Source organism: Nostoc sp. TCL26-01 (assembly GCF_013393945.1).
In the GTDB taxonomy this organism is placed as follows: domain Bacteria; phylum Cyanobacteriota; class Cyanobacteriia; order Cyanobacteriales; family Nostocaceae; genus Trichormus.
Genome location: NZ_CP040297.1, coordinates 3,949,922 through 3,968,173 on the forward strand (window position 1 = coordinate 3,949,922; position 18,252 = coordinate 3,968,173).

At 39.4% G+C, this 18,252-nt stretch carries 21 protein-coding genes; 6 read left to right on the forward strand and 15 right to left on the reverse strand.

Annotated features, from left to right (window positions below; all coding sequences use genetic code 11):
* The first annotated feature begins 8 nt into the window (after positions 1–8).
* From FD725_RS17115 to nifV, 3 genes are all read left to right on the forward strand, one after another.
* Entirely contained in the window at positions 9–638 is a 630-nt protein-coding gene (locus FD725_RS17115; RefSeq protein WP_179049251.1) for a hypothetical protein, read from the forward strand.
* Positions 639–763: 125 nt separating this feature from the next.
* Positions 764–1,261 carry a phosphate-starvation-inducible PsiE family protein gene (locus FD725_RS17120; protein WP_179049252.1) on the forward strand — a complete coding sequence of 166 codons (498 nt, stop codon included), beginning with the start codon at positions 764–766 and terminating at the stop codon, positions 1,259–1,261.
* A gap of 435 nt (positions 1,262–1,696) precedes the next feature.
* Complete coding sequence (gene nifV, locus FD725_RS17125; protein WP_179049253.1) at positions 1,697–2,827, forward strand: homocitrate synthase; 1,131 nt, start codon at positions 1,697–1,699, stop codon at positions 2,825–2,827.
* A gap of 90 nt (positions 2,828–2,917) precedes the next feature.
* On the opposite strand, the gene FD725_RS17130 is transcribed toward nifV, so the two are convergent.
* The 3 genes from FD725_RS17130 to FD725_RS17140 all read right to left on the reverse strand — a co-directional run bounded on the left by FD725_RS17130 (position 2,918) and on the right by FD725_RS17140 (position 5,706).
* The gene (locus FD725_RS17130) at positions 2,918–3,622 is read right to left on the reverse strand and encodes a Uma2 family endonuclease (RefSeq protein ID WP_179049254.1); all 705 of its coding nucleotides are present in this window, start codon (positions 3,620–3,622) and stop codon (positions 2,918–2,920) included.
* Between the two features lie 181 nt (positions 3,623–3,803).
* Positions 3,804–4,484, reverse strand: coding sequence for a Uma2 family endonuclease (locus tag FD725_RS17135; RefSeq protein WP_179049255.1), 681 nt, complete (start codon positions 4,482–4,484; stop codon positions 3,804–3,806).
* 85 nt (positions 4,485–4,569) lie between these two features.
* The gene (locus FD725_RS17140) at positions 4,570–5,706 is read right to left on the reverse strand and encodes an ATP-binding protein (RefSeq protein WP_179049256.1); all 1,137 of its coding nucleotides are present in this window, start codon (positions 5,704–5,706) and stop codon (positions 4,570–4,572) included.
* A 129-nt stretch (positions 5,707–5,835) separates the two neighbouring features.
* On the opposite strand from FD725_RS17140, the gene FD725_RS17145 reads away from it, so the two are divergent.
* The gene (locus FD725_RS17145; protein ID WP_179049257.1) at positions 5,836–8,565 is read left to right on the forward strand and encodes an HAD-IC family P-type ATPase; all 2,730 of its coding nucleotides are present in this window, start codon (positions 5,836–5,838) and stop codon (positions 8,563–8,565) included.
* A gap of 196 nt (positions 8,566–8,761) precedes the next feature.
* Here FD725_RS17145 and FD725_RS17155 read toward each other — a convergent pair whose 3' ends face one another.
* Both FD725_RS17155 and FD725_RS17160 read right to left on the reverse strand, forming a co-directional pair.
* Complete coding sequence (locus tag FD725_RS17155; RefSeq protein WP_179049258.1) at positions 8,762–9,226, reverse strand: ankyrin repeat domain-containing protein; 465 nt, start codon at positions 9,224–9,226, stop codon at positions 8,762–8,764.
* Positions 9,227–9,440: 214 nt separating this feature from the next.
* Positions 9,441–10,037, reverse strand: a complete 597-nt coding sequence (locus tag FD725_RS17160; protein ID WP_179049259.1) for a CBS domain-containing protein — start codon at positions 10,035–10,037, stop codon at positions 9,441–9,443.
* Positions 10,038–10,737: 700 nt separating this feature from the next.
* On the opposite strand from FD725_RS17160, the gene FD725_RS17165 reads away from it, so the two are divergent.
* Positions 10,738–10,947 carry a molybdopterin-binding protein gene (locus FD725_RS17165; protein WP_179049260.1) on the forward strand — a complete coding sequence of 70 codons (210 nt, stop codon included), beginning with the start codon at positions 10,738–10,740 and terminating at the stop codon, positions 10,945–10,947.
* A gap of 204 nt (positions 10,948–11,151) precedes the next feature.
* On the opposite strand, the gene FD725_RS17170 is transcribed toward FD725_RS17165, so the two are convergent.
* Positions 11,152–12,087, reverse strand: a complete 936-nt coding sequence (locus FD725_RS17170) for a phosphodiester glycosidase family protein (protein WP_179049261.1) — start codon at positions 12,085–12,087, stop codon at positions 11,152–11,154.
* A gap of 50 nt (positions 12,088–12,137) precedes the next feature.
* Here FD725_RS17170 and FD725_RS17175 point away from each other — a divergent pair, with 50 nt between their 5' ends.
* Positions 12,138–12,959, forward strand: coding sequence for a pentapeptide repeat-containing protein (locus tag FD725_RS17175; protein ID WP_179049262.1), 822 nt, complete (start codon positions 12,138–12,140; stop codon positions 12,957–12,959).
* Positions 12,960–12,981: 22 nt separating this feature from the next.
* Here FD725_RS17175 and FD725_RS17180 read toward each other — a convergent pair whose 3' ends face one another.
* The 9 genes from FD725_RS17180 to nifN all read right to left on the reverse strand — a co-directional run bounded on the left by FD725_RS17180 (position 12,982) and on the right by nifN (position 18,200).
* Entirely contained in the window at positions 12,982–13,227 is a 246-nt protein-coding gene (locus tag FD725_RS17180) for a FeoA family protein (protein ID WP_179049263.1), read from the reverse strand.
* A 106-nt stretch (positions 13,228–13,333) separates the two neighbouring features.
* Positions 13,334–13,633: a 2Fe-2S iron-sulfur cluster-binding protein gene (locus FD725_RS17185; RefSeq protein WP_179049264.1), complete on the reverse strand. Its 300-nt coding sequence runs from the start codon at positions 13,631–13,633 to the stop codon at positions 13,334–13,336.
* A gap of 309 nt (positions 13,634–13,942) precedes the next feature.
* On the reverse strand, positions 13,943–14,314 hold the full coding sequence (locus FD725_RS17190) for an iron-sulfur cluster assembly accessory protein (RefSeq protein ID WP_179049265.1): 372 nt from the start codon (positions 14,312–14,314) through the stop codon (positions 13,943–13,945).
* A 100-nt stretch (positions 14,315–14,414) separates the two neighbouring features.
* Positions 14,415–15,218: a HesA/MoeB/ThiF family protein gene (locus FD725_RS17195; protein ID WP_179049266.1), complete on the reverse strand. Its 804-nt coding sequence runs from the start codon at positions 15,216–15,218 to the stop codon at positions 14,415–14,417.
* Between the two features lie 11 nt (positions 15,219–15,229).
* Positions 15,230–15,547, reverse strand: coding sequence for a nitrogenase-stabilizing/protective protein NifW (nifW, locus tag FD725_RS17200; protein WP_179049267.1), 318 nt, complete (start codon positions 15,545–15,547; stop codon positions 15,230–15,232).
* Positions 15,544–15,759 (reverse strand): CCE_0567 family metalloprotein, encoded by a 216-nt coding sequence (locus FD725_RS17205; RefSeq protein WP_179049268.1) that lies wholly within the window; start codon positions 15,757–15,759, stop codon positions 15,544–15,546. The genes nifW and FD725_RS17205 overlap by 4 nt, the downstream gene beginning before the upstream one ends.
* Positions 15,760–15,839: 80 nt before the next feature.
* Positions 15,840–16,316, reverse strand: a complete 477-nt coding sequence (locus tag FD725_RS17210) for a NifX-associated nitrogen fixation protein (RefSeq protein ID WP_179049269.1) — start codon at positions 16,314–16,316, stop codon at positions 15,840–15,842.
* Complete coding sequence (gene nifX / locus FD725_RS17215) at positions 16,313–16,726, reverse strand: nitrogen fixation protein NifX (RefSeq protein ID WP_179049270.1); 414 nt, start codon at positions 16,724–16,726, stop codon at positions 16,313–16,315. Before nifX ends, FD725_RS17210 begins: the two co-directional genes overlap by 4 nt.
* Positions 16,727–16,868: 142 nt before the next feature.
* On the reverse strand, positions 16,869–18,200 hold the full coding sequence (gene nifN, locus FD725_RS17220; RefSeq protein ID WP_179049271.1) for a nitrogenase iron-molybdenum cofactor biosynthesis protein NifN: 1,332 nt from the start codon (positions 18,198–18,200) through the stop codon (positions 16,869–16,871).
* Positions 18,201–18,252 lie beyond the last annotated feature (52 nt).

Here is an 18,252-nt window from a genome sequence, read left to right on the forward strand (position 1 = left end):
GCTAGCTCATGAATAATCACTTGACATCTACCGATACAGATAATTTTGCACTCATCCTATCTCAGGTAGCAACAGCCTATCGAGCCAAAAATAGCTCTCGTCCCACACCGGAAGTATTAGTGAATGCTTTGTTACAAGCCGAAAAAGTAGCCAAGCAACAACAGCTAACTAATAATTTTGAGTCCTTAATAGGTAAATGGCGATTGTGTTTTGCGACAGGTACAAAAAAAGCTAAAGCACGAGGGGGGATTATTTTAGGTAAAGGTTGGTACATACCTCAATTTATAGCCATTCATCTTGCCTTTAGTTACGCTTCAGAACAAGATTTAACTAGAGGTGAGATTAGCAATCAAGTGCAATGGAGTACAGTCACATTAAAACTTACAGGGCCAGCAAAACATTTAGGTAAGAAAAATTTATTGGCTTTCGATTTTACGCAAATGTTGATTAATGTATTTGGACGGACAATTTACCGTCAGCAAATTCGCTCTGGTAAAATGCAGACTGAAGATTTTTATACTCAACCTATCACTAAGCTACCCTTTTTTGCTTTTTTTATAGTTACAGAAGATTTGATTGCGGCTCGTGGACGTGGAGGAGGTTTAGCATTGTGGATTCGAGATTCCGAAAGCAAGTAAATGTTGTGTAAATCACATTTTAATTTAAAAAAATTATCGATTTACTAAAAACTGTCTAAATGATTATAAAATTTATTTTTAAAATTACTTAACATAGAGATAAATTATGAATCTCTAGAGGTAATATGCCCCAAAGGATAATTATCAAGATAAATAGCTGGTTTAATCGAGATAGAATTGTCAATAATCTAGAATTTTTTCAAGATATTATTATTATTTCTCTTTGCGTCGGCTTATTTTGTGTTATGCTGATCCGCTTGGGAGATATGTTTTTGTCATTTTTGCGTCCATTAGATTTACGGGAAGTCACATCAGATATTTTATTTATTTTGATCCTAGTAGAATTATTTCGCTTATTAATTGACTATTTGCAATCACAAAAGATATCAGTAGGCGCAGCCGCAGAAATTACCATAGTTTCCGCATTACGAGAGGTAATTTTGCGTGGTGTTTTGGAAATTCCCCGTGATCAGCTTTTAGGAATTTCGATATTCTTGCTAGTTTTAGCAGGAATTTTAATGGCGTTACCTTGGATCTCTCGCTTTTTTGAACACGTGAGAATCACTGATGTTGAATCAGTAGCAGAAACCACAGAGTTAATGTCTGATTTAAAAGCAGATTAAATTGGCAATAGTATCTATGGCAATAATTTTGCCAATGTTTATAGGTACATTTAATTTTTAGGAAATATTTGCATAAAATCATTATCCCCTAGATAAAAAGGTGATGGTGTCTACAGTATGCAGAAAGAAGTCGAAATGATATGTTAAAGCTTACGTCTAGTTAACTAAAAAATTAGACTTTGTGGAAAAATTGCTCATTTTTCTCTTTTTAATTGCTGGCTTCATGAATTAACGTTTTTACTCTCCTCTCCTTGTAGGAGAGGGGCTGGGGGTGAGGTCAAAATCCTTTGCATCGAACTCACGTTAAATTAAGTGTGCTAGATATGTGCTAAAAGTTCTAGCTAAATGTAGTTATGGCACTCATTTAGTTTTAGAGTGTGTTCTACCAAATTCAGGCTAACAATCTACCTTTGTTTCCTCGGAGACATTTACCAAATGAACCAAGTTTTGATTAATGATACGACGCTCCGCGATGGAGAACAAGCAGCTGGCGTTGCTTTTAACCTAGAAGAAAAAATAGCGATCGCTAAATTTCTCAACGCGATTGGTGTGCAGGAAATTGAAGTGGGAACCCCAGCAATGGGTAAAACAGAACAACAAGCGATCGCCACAATTACTAACCTAGATTTATCAGCACATCTACTCGGCTGGAACCGGGCTGTAATTTCTGATATTCAAGCTTCTATTGCTTGTGGTTTACAACGAGTACATATATCTGTTCCTGTTTCCACAATTCAAATTGCTGCCAAATTTCAAGGACAATGGCAAGTAGTTTTTCAAAAACTCCAAGACAGTATTAGCTTTGCTGTAGATCAAGGACTTTTTGTATCTGTCGGTGGCGAAGATTCATCTAGAGCTGAAGAAAGCTTTCTGTTGGATGTTGTACTCGCAGCTCAAGAATGGGGTGCATCTCGATTTCGCTTTTGTGACACAGTAGGTATTCTTGATCCCTTCACAACACACACCCAGGTGAAACAGTTAGTCACATCCTTATCTATACCCATAGAAATGCACACTCACAATGATTTCGGTTTAGCTACCGCCAACGCTCTCGCCGGAATCAAAGCAGGTGCTTTATCAGTAAATACTACAGTTAATGGTTTAGGCGAAAGAGCCGGAAACGCAGCTTTAGAAGAAGTTGTGATGGCTCTTAAACATATATATCACTATGATTTAGAAATAGATACAAGGCGTTTGCCAGAAATATCTCAATTAGTAGCTTCAGCATCAGGTTATGATGTACCGCCTTGGAAGGCAATTGTCGGTGAAAATACTTTCGCTCACGAATCAGGAATTCATGCTCACGGTGTACTACAAAATCCCCATACCTATGAGCCATTTGCACCAGAAGAAGTTGGTAGAGAAAGGCGTTTAGTCGTAGGTAAGCATTCTGGTAGACATCTATTATCTAGTGTGTTGCAACAACACGGCATTATTTTGAATCACGAAGAAACGCAATCTGTATTAGATGCAGTGCGACAAGAATCTGTACAGAAAAAACGCAGCCTCACCTCACAAGAACTTTTGTCTCTAGTTCAGGTACAACAACATTCTCGTGCTTGTTGAATTTTAGATTCCCGAATTATCAGAGGGTAAATCTCGCCAATAGTGGTTCACCCACAAATTGATTATTAGAGACGTAGCATCGTTACGTCTCTATTGTTTTTGGCTGATGGATGATTCACTCAATTTTTGCACAAAAGATTGATGCTCTTGTGTAGATAATCCTTGCTGTAAAACAGCTAATACTTGAGCTAAATCTCCTGCTAATAGTGCTGATTTAGCTAACCATAAACCAGGGAAAACTTGAGAGCAAATGATATTATCTGGATTTGGTTCTATGGGAATATATGCACCTGCTTGCAACTTAAACCAGTCAAATTGGTGATCATACACTCGCCAAACTAAATACTCTTGAACTTGATTACGACGATAAACTTTTAATTTTTCATGCAAATCATAGGAAGCACTAGAAGCCGCAATTTCTACAATTAATTCGGGCGCTCCTGCCAAGTAATCATCATCAGTAATGGATGATTGTCCTCCGTTTTCAATTCTTAATAAAGCATCTGGTTGAGGTTCGTTGTCAGCATCGAGACGCACTGTAGTATTATCCAGTGTTTCTACTCCTAGAGTAGCAGCTTCATATGTGCCTAACCAAGTCATAATGTGACTATGAGGTTTACCGTGTTTTTTCGCTCTTACAGGTGATGCCAAGTAAACAACTCCTTCAATTAATTCTGCTTGCTTGATATGAGGCATAGCATGATAGCGGTGTTCAAATTCAGCACGAGTGAGCTTGTCACCATTTTCTAAGGGCAAAATTGTCCCAACAGAATAATTTTTATCAACAGATATCATAACTTTTAATGCTGATGGCGAATTACTAACATTCTTCATTTTAGGCTTAACGCACGGAGAAATATGGTGGATAAACAGTGAACAGTTAACCGTGTTTATTAACTGGTAACTGATAACTGATTTGTAACACAACGGCAATAAAGCGGGAGGAACATCCACGCCGCTTTTTGCCTCCCCTACCTTAATATTTACTTTGGACAAAATCTTGATGTTCTTGTGTAGATAATCCTTGCTGTAAAACAGCTAATACTTGAGCTAAATCTCCTGCTAATAGTGCTGATTTAGCTAACCATAAACCAGGGAAGACTTGAGAGCAAATGATATTATCTGGATTTGGTTCTATGGGAATATATGCACCTGCTTGTAACTTAAACCAGTCAAATTGGTGATCATACACTCGCCAAACTAAATACTCTTGAACTTGATTACGACGATAAACTTTTAATTTTTCATGCAAATCATAGGAAGCACTAGAAGCCGCAATTTCTACAATTAATTCGGGCGCTCCTGCCAAGTAATCATCATCAGTAATGGATGATTGTCCTCCGTTTTCAATTCTTAATAAAGCATCTGGTTGAGGTTCGTTGTCAGCATCTATGATGACTGTCGTATTGTCAGCTAAACCCACGCCTGGGGTCGCTGCTTTGTATGTAGCTAACCAACCCATAACATAAGCATGAGGTTCTCCATGACTTTTGATTCTCAATGGTGATGCCACGTAAACAACTCCTTCAATTAATTCTGCTTTCTTGAGATTAGGCATAGCATGGTAACGTCGCTCAAATTCAGCACGAGTGAGCTTGTCACCATTTTCTAAGGGCGGAATTGTTAAAAGAGCAGAATTTATCTGAGTAGATATCATAGTTTTCTTGTATATAGTAAATTGACTGATATCACTAATTTTAGCAAGGAGTTGAAAACGGTAATTTTTCTCCTGGGAGTTTCGTTCAACTCAATCTTTGTTGTAACCACAAAGCTAATAATGGTAGTGCTAATCTATAACCTTGTTCTGCACCATAAATTAAACCTTTATGTTGTAAACCAGTTAGCGCACCTTGGAGGCTACCACCTCTAGAAAGTCCGTGTTTTTGAATGTAATCTTTACTTTGAGGTTTTTCTGTAGGATCTAAAGCTAAACATTCTAAAAGATGTACTTGGTTAGCTGGTAGTAACATGAGTAAAGATTCATAAGTCATTGATAAATCTTTGAGCAATCCTTCGATCGCCTGTTGAACATCTTGCTCGCTAATCAACCCATCAGCACGAGTAGAAGTTTGCAAGCGGCGAATTAAAGCGATCGCATCACCAATATGTCCCTGTGCTGCGTCTAAAAATAATTGCAGTGCTGCGGAACGCGGATCAAATGTGAGTTTGGCTGTATGTAAGATTTCTCTCGCCCACATTGCCAGGATATCTCTACTGAGGGGTGGTAACTGTAAGGTTTCTAAGGGATAATTATCTTCATCTGCATAATTCCCTGTCTCAGCAATGGTGGCAATCAAAACATAACTGACGTGAGTGTGTGCTTTGATTTTACGCCGGAATGTTATTTCCCATAAACCATTGCGATCCCATGAACGGATGTGGGGGAAACTCTGTAAAATCAACACTACGCGCTGATTTAAATCAATAGCCATGATTTGCGGCAACTCTAGCAATAGTTCAAATGCTTGCCATAGCTGTTTTTCGCTGAGGGGACGCAATAATTTCAGCTTACTTTCGGGATGAAAGCCAAAAAACTCACTCTCAGTTTGAGTAACCCAGTTGTGAATTTTCTCTGGTTGCCAATTTTGACTAATCGCTTCTGCTAATAACTGTAAAAATCTCCCACCATCGGTAGCGCGGATACAGTCTACCTCCAGCACAACAGCACCGACTTCTTCTGCACCTCCTCTGACTAAAGTACGTCTCCCACTACCGGGTACTCCAGTAATTAACAAGTCACCATCTTGCGCTAGGACTTCAACAATGCGCTGAAATTCTCCTGAGCGCCCAATCAGTTGTAATGGTGTAGATAAATCCAGATTCACGTTTTTACTTTGAGGTATAGGGGTAGTTCTCATCCTCACTCTAAGGGATAGCATACTCGATCTTTCCGCAACCATTGGTGATAATTATGCTAGCTATTGAAAATAAATAGTGTTAAATGTATTTTGGCACTAATAAATAGTGTTATTTTATTTTTAACACCAATTCACAGAAAACAAATAATTATGATGCAAGCTGTAATTGCACCAGGAAAACAACAGCCGACAGTTTGGCACGCCTTAGATATACCAGAAGCGATCGCTAATCTGAAAACCGATGCAGAGATGGGTTTAAATAGCGCCCAAGCAAAACAGTTATTCACAAGTGTGGGAGCAAACGAACTCACCGCCAGGAAAACTCAGCCTTGGTGGTTAAAGTTTCTGCTGCAATTCAACCAGCCATTGTTAATTATTTTGTTGTTTGCAGGTTTGGTGAAAGCGTTGAGTGGTAGCTTGGTGAATGCTGGGGTAATTTGGGGTGTGACTACCACCAATGCCATAATCGGATTTATCCAAGAATCAAAAGCCGAAAGTGCGATCGCTGCCTTAGCCCAAGCCATCACCACAGAGGCTACTATTATTCGGGATGGGCAAAAAATCCGCGTCCCCTCACGAGAATTAGTCCCTGGGGATGTGGTGCTGCTGACTTCTGGCGATAAAGTACCCGCAGACTTACGCTTAATTCAAGTGCGGAACCTGCAAATTGATGAATCTGCCTTGACTGGTGAATCTGTCGCCATAGAAAAAGATCCCCAAGTTTTACAGCCAGATACAGGATTAGCAGAACGCAAAAACATGGCTTATGCGGGGGGTTTTGTCACCTTCGGACAAGGGACTGGGATTGTCGTCGCTACAGGAAATCATACCGAAACAGGACGAATTTCTCAGTTAATGGAGCAACATACAGATATTTCTACTCCTTTAACCCGAAAATTTAATAAATTTAGTCAAAATTGGCTATACATGGTGTTGGGATTAGCAACCCTGTGTTTTGCTGTCGGTTTAAGCTCTAGAGGTTTTCAAGAAGCCTTAGAAGCAGCAGTCACGTTAACGGTTAGTGCTATTCCCGAAGGTTTACCAGCCGTTGTGACTGTGACTTTAGCGATTGGTGTTTCCCGCATGGCAAGGCGTAACGCCATTATTCGCAAATTACCGGCAGTGGAAACCTTGGGTAGTGCGACTGTGATTTGTTCTGATAAAACCGGAACTTTGACAGAAAACCAGATGACAGTACAAGCAATCTACGCCGGAGGACATCAATATACAGTTAGTGGTGTAGGTTACGCGCCCGATGGAGAAATTTTAATAGATGATCAACCAATTGATTTAAACAGCGCTCAAGGTTTGCAGGAATGTCTCGTTGCTGGCTTGCTGTGTAACGATTCTCATTTAGAAACAAAGAATGGTAGATGGGTGGTGATGGGAGATCCCACCGAAGGGGCGTTAATTACATCAGCGAATAAAGCAGGTTTGAGTCAGCCTACTTTAGCAAGAGAAATGCCGAGAGTTGATAGTATTCCCTTTGAGTCTGACTATCAATATATGGCAACCCTGCATACCACACCAGTCGGTAAGACTATCTATGTTAAAGGTTCAGTAGAATCAATTCTTCAGCGCTGTCACCAGATATTAGATAGTGATGGAAAATCCCAACTGGGCGAAGCGTGGCGCACAACCATTGAACGAGAAGTGAATATCATGGCGCGCCAAGGCTTGCGGGTATTGGCGTTGGCGAAAAAGTCAGTCAGCGATCGCCAAAATGGTATAGATCATGCAGATATAGCTGATGGGTTAATTTTCTTAGGATTGCAGGGCATGATCGATCCGCCGCGTGAGAGTGCGATTAAAGCCGTACAAGCTTGTCAATCAGCCGGAATTCAGGTGAAGATGATCACAGGCGATCATGCGATCACAGCTCAGGCGATCGCTCGTCGTATGGGTATCAATAAAAATGGTTCAGTTCTCGCTTTCACTGGTGCAGAACTAGCCAAAATGGATCAAACAGAACTAGCCCAAGTTGCTGAAGAAGGAGTAGTTTTTGCCCGTGTTGCACCAGAACAAAAGCTGCGTCTAGTCGAAGCCTTGCAATCCAAAGGTGAAGTAGTCGCCATGACAGGGGATGGTGTCAACGATGCACCCGCCTTAAAACAAGCAGACATAGGGATTGCTATGGGTGGCGCGGGTACAGAAGTCGCCAAAGAAGCATCAGATATGTTGCTAACTGATGATAACTTTGCTTCCATTGAAGCAGCAATTGAGGAAGGACGAGCAGTTTATAAAAACCTGTTGAAAGCAATTTGCTTTATTCTCCCTGTTAATGGTGGGGAGTCAATGACAATTTTAATTAGTACATTATTTGCCAGAGATTTACCGATTTTATCCCTACAAGTCCTCTGGTTAAATATGCTAAATTCCATCACTATGACCGTGCCTTTAGCCTTTGAGCCGAAAGCACAAAACGTCATGCAGCAAGCGCCCCGTCATCCCAATGAACCCTTACTATCAGGCAGTCGCATCAAACGGATCTTAGCAATTTCATTATTTAACTGGATTGTCATCTTTGGTGTTTTTGAATATATCCGCCAAACAACAGGTAACATTGATTTAGCCAGAACAATGGCGATTAACTCCCTCATTGCTGGACGGATATTTTATCTCTTGAGTATTAGTCAATTAATTCCCAATTTAATCGCCAAAATGGACGGCACAATTAAAGAGAATGTTGATATTCCCGCCATCGCATTTGGCATTATCGGTGCGATCGTTTTACAAATTATCTTTGCCCATGTGCCATTAATTAATGACGTGTTTGAGACAGCACCTTTGAGTTTACAGCAGTGGTTGTTTTGTTTAGGGGTAGGTTCACCAATGATTGTATGGGCTACAATTGTGAATCGTTTTGATCCACCAAATTAATCTAGCGAAGCGATCGCTAAAGTCAAACTTATAAATAAAAATGTAGATGCAAAAATCACTGCTATTCTACAAGCTGTAGGTTTGCAAAATTATGCCCAATACTACCCAGATAACCTGTCTAGGGGACAAAAGCAACGGATAGCGATCGCTCGCACTTTTAATATCAGCACCAACTAATAAATAAATCTTTTAAAAATCATTTTCTGGCATTTTTTAATATCATTAAAACTTCCACATTGCTGGCAAAATCTATGGCTTTAAAGTCATCCAAATTTCTTAAATCTAAATTAGGCTTATATTGTAGTAATAATTTAACAACCTCCATTTTACCTGCTGATGCTGCATACATTAATACAGTTGCACCATTATCATTTTGGTTATTGATATTAATGCCAGAGCCTAGCAACAAATTGATTAAATCATAGCGATCGCCAAAACAAGCAAACCAGAGAGCATTATTATTATCATTGTTCTTCGCATTGACATCTGCACCCAAATCAATGAGTTCTTGCACAACCGGATAAACACCTTCTCGTGTGGCTTTGATTAAAGCCGTATCACCATTTTCTCCTCTTTGATTTAAATTCTCAGGATCATAGCCTCTAGTAATTAACCATTTACTAGTTGCTGTACTCATATTTTGCTGACTCTGTAAGTTCATAATCAATTATTGTTTCTAAACAAATTTTCCTCATCATCCCTAAGTAGAGTAAATGGTGAGCAATGCCCACCATTTCTCAACACAATTCCCGAATTTCTCACGACATTTATCAAACCGAAGTCCAAAGACTGTAGGGGCGGGTTCACAAATATGCTTCAATCATTCACGAATATCTCGTTAACCCGCCCCTATCGTTTTGTGAGAAATGCAGGTATTAACCTGCGGTAACAAGTTGTGGTTGTTCAGAAAATAGCTCTCGTGAAGTTTTTTCTGGTTTTGGTAAACCATAAAAACAAGCTTCAGCTTCAATCTCGTCTACGAAATCCCAAGCTTCAATCGCTCTTTTAGAATCTGAACCATAGTTAGCAGCAATTCCCCGTGCATCTGAGATCGCCTTGTGTAATTCTTTGCGCAAAAATACTAGTTTTGGTTTAGCAATAAAATCACTCTTGCCAACAATATCGCTCACAGAAATTATGCCCAGTAATTCACCCCTAATTACAGGTACACACCACACATTTGTGTTTTCTAATAACCGGGCTACATATTCTACATCGAGATCAGGATCGACAACGATGCAAGGTTTACTCATAATTTCATAAACATGAAGTCTCTGAGGATCTTTACCATAAGCAACAACCTTGCCTGCAATATCAGCCACAGTCACAATACCATAAGCATCCCCACTGTGACGAGGTTCAACAATCAAAGCACGCAGTCCTTTCAGCCTTAATAATCTCACTGCTTCTGCTACTGTGGCAGAACCACGAATAGTAGTTACATCTTGAGTCATAATTTGTTTGGCTTTCATAATTACTGCTCCTTATTTTTGCAAGTAAGGGAATGATTTCTAAACTGCTGCAATTTTCCCAAACTGCATTTGCACAGCCTACACTCAAATAGAAATTTGGTGTGGAAAAACGCTTAAGGTAGTGAGAGACATACTTATTAATCTGGTTGTTCGGTGGAAATATTTACGCAGTGTTCCCAGAATATTGTGCTGACGGTAATCATTGTCTACTCAATTTTTTAGTTGCACCAGTATTAAGGGAAGAATGTCTGAGAGAACCTCATAATCGCTTTTGATTGAGTTTAGGTTCACTGCTAACAATTTAGCTTACTTATATAGTATCACTCTGATCAGCCAGGATTATTAATGTTTATCAAGATCCGCGTATACATTGATTAAATACGCTTAAAAATTACTAAAACAGCAGTCATTTTGAGGGTTATCTTGTATGATGTCAGATTTTTTTATCCAGCGATTGAGGTTTTAATCAAATATCATTTATCTATCACGTTGTCTATAAAATAAATATATAGGAATTCGACTTGATTATGGAAATTATCTGCGTAGGTAGGGAATAGGAAAAGAGGGGACAGAGGTGTACTGATTTTTTTTGATTGTTTAATTTATATCCAACAAAATTATTAAGAGAATCTAAAAATACCAATTAGCTATTCAAAATGTTGGTATTGTAACTGATGTAAACATCCAGGGTCATAAAAATATGGAAGTTAGCGCTCGCAATTTTTTGAAAACCACAGTGAAAAAGGTTGTTGCTGGTTCAGTTAACACAGAAGTAACTTTAGAACTAGCACCTGGGGTAGAGATAGTTTCCATTATTACCAAATCATCTGCTGACAAGTTAGAACTTGCTGAGGGTAAACAAGCTTATGCCTTGATTAAATCCTCGGATGTCATAGTCGCCATTGATTAAATGTAGTTTTCAGCACCCATCAGCAGTACCGACGATAAAGCAATCAAATTCAGCAACACCTCTGTCTACTAACTTATCTGCACCTGTTAGTAAGTCACTACCTCTTTGGTGTCAGCACTTTGATATAATTCATTCTTTAATTGAGCGATCGCTAAAAACTTAAATCATGAAGAAACTGGTTTTGCTGTCTAAAAATTAAGTTATTCACTCAATTTTTGAGTAAAAATCAGTATAAAATCCTAAATGATTAGCAACTGGGCGAGAACGCATTGGTATCTTAGTATGGATTGGTGCATTTAAAACTTTTGGCTTACCTTGATTTTCTGGATTTGCAACTACTAAGGTGGTAGAACCTCCGCCATCAAGATTTATGGCTGAATAGACTCCTAATTTTGTCAAAAATTGTGTTAATTCAGTTTTAGTCATGCCTTCACTATATAGTGGTTGCTTGCCATCCACTAAAATTAACCATAATTTTTTCCCTAGTTTGTCGGTAGCTACCACAACTCTGGGATATGGTTTTTCGTTGTAGAAATTTGCCGGATTTTTGGGTTTATTCTGAAAAATTAATATGTCATCTCCGGCTATTCCTTGAGTAGTATTTTTTGGACACTCTTCACCACCGGGAATTTGAGCTTGACTCTTGTTAGTAAAGCATAAAACATACCAGTTTGATTTTTTACGGGCATAGATTTTACCATTAGCAATAGTTTGTCCTACTGTGTTGGTTTTATCTCCGCTATGAGGATAATAACTCCAAGGTGTCACTTCACTAAAAGGATAAAAATAACTGCCATTAATTGCCAGTTGAACTGGAAATTCTTGGACAAATTCTACTGTGGTTCTAGCTTTAGTTTCATGATCAATGGTATTGTTGATTGAATTTTCAATACTGGGAGTTACTACTGGTTTAATTTTTGGTGTCGTTAAATCAATGGTAACAGTATGAATCACTACTGGACGGGGATTTGATTCTATCAGACGTTGATAAACAATCCCAGGAAATAATTTTTGTTTTGTTTCGCTGCGGTGTGGACGAATAAAATGACTCCAACCATACATTAATATGGGTAAAGATAAAAAAATAGTGCTGATAATCCAGTAATAGTTAGTTTTTTTAGGAAAAAATAGCCATTTCATTACTAAATTTGTTAATTTAAAGGTAAATTATTTTACCTGAAAATTTGCAAATGAATAGCGATCGCCTGAATTTCTGTAATCAAAATTTGCAAAATCGCTCATTTACCGGACTCCAACTTAATGACGCAAATTTTAGTGGTGCTGATTTACGAGGATGTGATTTTCGTCATGCACAATTACAAAGAGTTAATTTTGTGAAAGCTAAATTTGGTCAATCACCCAGAGTTTTTATCAGTTTGTTAATCACTGCATTGATAGTTGGATTGATAGTTTTTACAGCAATTAGTGAAATGGGATTTGGTGTACTAGGCAATACTCCAGAACTACCCGCATGGAACTACACTCAAGCTTTAGTTATTAGCTTGCTAATTTCTGGAATCAGTGCAAGTTTCAGGAGAGTTTTTCCAGCGCAGCCAATTTTAGAAAAGATCATCACAATTTTATCAGGAATAGCCTCAGCCGCATTAATGGGTTTTTATTATGGTGGGATTTTTTATAATAAGAATCCCCAGGCTGCTGTAATTTCAGCATTGATTGCATCTATGATCACAGCAATTTTATGTTTGACTTTTCAGAATGGTTGGATACGGGTAATTATTGCAGTTGCAGGTTTTATATGTAATTATAGTTTAGCTTTTTTAATTAGTAGTGTAGCTTTTGCATATCTCAGTATCCAACATTATATTATCGGTGGTTTTTGGGGGATATTGACTTTGATTTTACTGGCTTTGACAATGCGATCGCTAAAATTAGTGATTCAAGAAATCACGAAAACTGGTATTACCAATTTTAGAGGTGCAAATTTAGAGGATGCTAAATTCGACGCAGAGTTTAAGTTAAATAAAGTTTATTTCACAGGTGTAATATTATGAAAGACACCTTAAGAAAAATTATTTAAATTATCCGCACATAAATAGCCCGTGCCAATTCTTTATCTATTTCTAATAAAATACTACCCACTTTAACAATTAAAGTAGGGAAATGCTGTTCTACAGTGATAGTCGTGCCTGTTGTTAAACCTAGTGATGAGAATTTTTTGATAATAGTTTTATCTTGAATCTTACAGAACTTGACTATACCGCGATCGCCTGTTTTTAGCAAATCCAATGAGCTACCAGTTACGCTAAAAGGAGTAAACATTAATAGTATCTCAAATGAGGATAAAAAATCAGGATGAAGAATGTCATTCATCCTGACATAAACTATGCTGACAAAAGCTGTGATTAGTAGCGACTACAGCAATTGATTAAGCAAGATATGGTTCTTGATGTGTCTTAATTGTGCAGTTGGAACGAGGGTAGGTAACACAAAGTAGAGCAAATCCTTTACCCATTTGCTCATCATCTAAGAAAATTTGATCAGATTGATCAACTTCGCCTTCTACAACCTTACCTACACAGCTAGAACAAGAACCAGAATGACAAGAGAAAGGTAATTCGATACCATGTTCTTCAGCCCCTTCCAAAATTGTTGTCTCTTCGTCGATCTCAATTGTGGTATCGAGGTCTTCTTTTTTGTTAATCAATCTAACTTGATAGCTAGCCATTTTCCGATTCTCCTCAGATTTATAGGATTAAATTGGCTTTCTCGAAGTTTTGAATTCTCCCTGAATTCTTCGAGAAATGATGCGGATTTAGACACTGCATTTGATGGGGAGCAAGTGTCCGTTGCGTTTACAGGAAGCCTTTAGTAATTCGTAATTCGTAATTGAAGAAATAATTTTTTAGTAGTCTATTCAGGACTAATTGACGAATAGATGTTTTATAGAGACAGCGATTTATTGCGTCTTCTTAAGCATCAAAATTTGTTTAGTAGACTACTAGTATTAGGAAAATAATTACGAATTACGAATTATTTAACTGCAAGGTACACCTTCGGGTGAACAGTCACCTGCTTGGAAAGATTTTCCACAACCGCAGGTACTAGTGGCGTTGGGGTTAGTGAATTTAAAACCACTTTCTACTACCCCTTCGACAAAATCGATGACAATTCCTTCTAAAAGAGGTGCGCTTTTAGCATCGACGTAAACTAACACCTTACCTTGAGGAATTACTAAATCATCTGGCTGCGGTTTGCTGGTGATATCCATTGCATATTCGTAGCCATTACAACCACCATCTTTGACAGAGACGCGGATACCTTTTTTTGTCTCTTCTGTGTCAGTTGCGGAACCTTGTAAGAATGCTCGCAGACGAAATTCTGCTTTTTCTGTTAAAGTGACAGTCATTAAAATCTCCTATTTAGTGCTGAGTGATGAGTGATGAGTGATGAGTGATGAGTGCTAACTAATTACTAATGACCATTGACCATTGACCATTGACTAATGACTAACCATGTGTGCAATTACTACTGGGTTCCATAGAATTAGGCTGGTTGTATCGCCAGGGTGCATTATTGCCGCATACTGGACAAGAGCGATCGCGGTATGAACGACGTTTAGCAAATTCCATCCGATTCATGTCTATTGTCAGCAATTGTGAAAGTAGAGGCTGACTAAAGCCAGTGATTAACTTAATCGCTTCCAAGGCTGTCAAACAAGCCAGGGTTCCAGAGACAGCACCGAGAACAGAAAAACCACGACGATCCCATTCCGGCTTTTCGGGAAACAGACAAGATAAGCAAGGAGTCACACCAGGAATAATCGTTGTTAGATAAGCTTCCATCCCATCCATCGCCGCCTCCACCATTGGCTTCCGCCAGCGCACACAAGCCTCATTCAGCAAATTACGTTCTGTAAAATTGTGGGCGCAGTCTAGCGCCATATCAGCAGATTGCACTAGTGAATCTACGTTTTCTGGGGTAATGTAATCGTGGACTGCTTCTATTTGGATATCAGGATTGATAGCCTGTAGGGTTTCTTTCGCTTTAAATACCCTTGGTTTACCTACCCAATCATCACTCATGAGAATCTGACGATTCATATCATCAAGTCGCAAATCACCACCCCGGACTAGGATTAGTCGCCCAACGCCTGCTACTGCTAAGTAAAGCGCCGCCGTACCACCTAATCCCCCCACTCCTGTCACTAAAACCGTTGCTGACTTTAGGCGCTTTTGAGCTGCTTCGCCAAAATTAGGAAGCATCATTTGGCGACTATAACGTTCTAACTCGGTAGGCGTTAGGTCTATCACTTTAATACCTCTTAATCAGACGAGAGTTCTGTCAGCGTGATTACATTTTTTGGCTTGTCGTTAAACACCTTGAACAGCTTTTGTTCTTGGGGTGATGACTCTAGAAAAACCTCATAAGCTTGTTGCAAAGCTAAAGAATATTGAGTTAACTTTTCCTCAACACTTAAATTAGGATAATTCGTATCTATTTCGCTAATTAGTTGAGCGAATTTTTTCAAAATATGCAAACGATTAACATTGACAAGTTTTTGGTCATAAGGTAGTTCAAAGAATTGAAAATATTCTTCTGCATCTACAATTTTCTTGAAGTCTTCGATAGTCTTAGTCATTTAACATTCTCCAATTGCTTGAGCCGTTGCTTAAGTTCGTCAAGCTGACGATAAATTTCAAAAGTTGCCGCCGCAACATCCATAATTTTTGTGTAATCTGTCGGCAAACCCTCTGCTAAATCATGCAGATCCATTTTCATTTGCCCAGCTTGACTGTTGAGGCGTTTGATTTTGGTTTTAAGTGCCTCAATACTCGTTTCTTCTACTTGCATCTTTTTCTCCTTTGTGTCTTTGTGCCTTTGTGGTGGAAAAGATTTAACTAACCACAGAGACACAGAGGCACAGAGTTTATTTACAGTTTGCTCACTTCTTTATAGCGTTTAGCTAAATCAAGTCCTTTCTCAACAAATTTCTCGCCTTCTTCTGCTAGCTTTTCTAGAGATTCAAAACCAAAGCGATGTGCATCTCGTAAGGTTTTGACAGTGAGTAAAAGACGACCAGAAAAAACTAGCGCCCAACCAAAACCTTCATGGCTTAAATCAATCACAACTTGAGAAATTAAGCCTGTTTCTTGTTCAATTCTGGCAGCTACAGCCCGGAAAAATGACATAATTCGGGCTTGAGTTACTGCGTCAACTTCACCTTCAATCGAAATTTCCCGTTTCTTTTGTTTGGTGACAACGAAAGCTTTGAGAAGTAAATCATCAGCCCAACTCCGGTAAACTCCATAAGCATCTTGTCCCCGGATTTGTAAGACTAATGTTTTTAAAAATGGTGAGGTGGCAACTACACTATCAGCAGTGCCGTTTAAATTATTTTCTGGACTCATACTACTGCTTCGTCCTCAATTTCATCAGCAAAATTTGTGGTTTTTGGTTGCAAGGCTTTCCGCAACCAAGGTGGGGGATTTCCTTTCAAGGTTTCGACTAATTTATTGAGGATTTCACTAATTTTTTCTTCCTCTGATCGCGCCTTTACGGGAGTCACACCTTTTTTGATTAATTTAGCAGCCGCAGTCCCACCAATAGCCACAACATAAACAATGGCACAATCACCCAATGCTTCTAGTTTTGGCGCGAGTTTATCCTCATTTCCATCCTGTTTTAAATCGCTCTCAAATTTCAATGTTTCTAAGAATTGATATCCTTCAGCATTGATTTCATAAACATCAATTTCTTTTGCCGATCCAAAGTGAGAATTAACATGAACTCGGTCGCTGGTGGTGAAGGCAATTTTCATTCTGATTACTCCTCTTTTTAGTGCTGAGTGGTGAGTGCTGAGTGGGGAGTAGGGGCGTATTGCAATACGCCCGTACAGGATTTCTGAGGGTTGAGTTTGAAGTGTTGAGTTTGAAGTAAAATTACTCAGCACTCAGCACTCGTTACTCAGCACTAACTTCTATTCCCCATAAACTTTTAACTCTCGCTTCTTCCGCATCTATAAATAAGTTACCGATGCCAAATAAGACTTCCATTGAGCCGCGATAGCCGACCTTGGTAAAATGACCATTACCTAAACGGTCATAGATGGGGATACCGAGACGATAGAGGGGGATGGAAAGACGTTTAGCGATCGCAACTACATTAGAATTACCAATTAGTAGGTCAGATTCCACTCCTAGTTCTTCAAAGTCTTCTAAATCACCAATAGTGACACTCTTGATGGGGAGTTTTTCTAACAAAGGTGAACGTGTGGTGGTGACGGCGGCGTGAATTTGTGTCCCCATTGACTGTAAGAAGTGTACCATTGACCAAAGTAAGTCTGGTTCTAGGGCTAAAGAGATGCGCTTTGCACCGAAGTAAAAGTGTGTGTCTAACATCGCATCTTGGAGTTGGCGACGTTGACGGCGGTACTTTTCTGGAACTGGTTGACTGCTGAGGATGGCTAAGGCTTGTAAAAATTCATCAACTGGTTCTAATCCTGTCAGTTCAGTAAACACCTCGTAGGGGATGTTAAACCGATCTTCCAAAATCCGCGCCGCCCCGCGCATACTTTCACCCAAGGCGATGGTAAAGGCAGAACAACCAACATTTTGTAGCTGGGTTACAGTTGTGCCGCTAGTTGTGATTGCTGCATACTCATCTTCTAGGTGTCCATCTAAGGAAGCACCAATATCAGGAACAAAGATGGGGACTAAGCCGAAAGCGGTGACAATCTCTTTAATTTCTTGCAAATCTCCTGGTGTGAAAGCAGAACCAGCCAAAATTGTCACTTGTTCACTTCTGGTTCTCCCTGGTTGGGGAATTTCTGTAACGATACTTTCCACAGCCGCCGCAAATCCATCTTGCAACGCCCCTTTAAAATCTGGTGTAGGCGCGAATACAACTGGGAGGTGAGATATTTCGGGATGGCGATCGCGTATATCCTTGAGGAAGCGTTCTATATCATCGCCCCTGGTTTCTGTCAGTCCAGTGCTACACAACCCGATAATTTCTGGGCTAGACTTCTCCACCAAAGTGAGAATAGCCTGCTCGATATTATCTTCACCACCCAAAATGGTAGTTACTTCCGTCATTGCTGTCGTGGCGAGGGGAATTGCTTCCCGAAAATGCCGGACTAACACCACCTTGGCAAAAGCTGTACAACCTTGGGAACCGTGAAACAGAGGAATCATCCCCTTCAATCCCAAAAATGCCAGAGATGCGCCCAAAGCTTGACTTTGTTTGAGAGGATTAACTGCAACCGATTTATTAGGGATGGTGACGATCGCCATCAGATAAACTCCTCTATAGAGGTAACAGGTAACAGGGAACAGGGAACAGGGA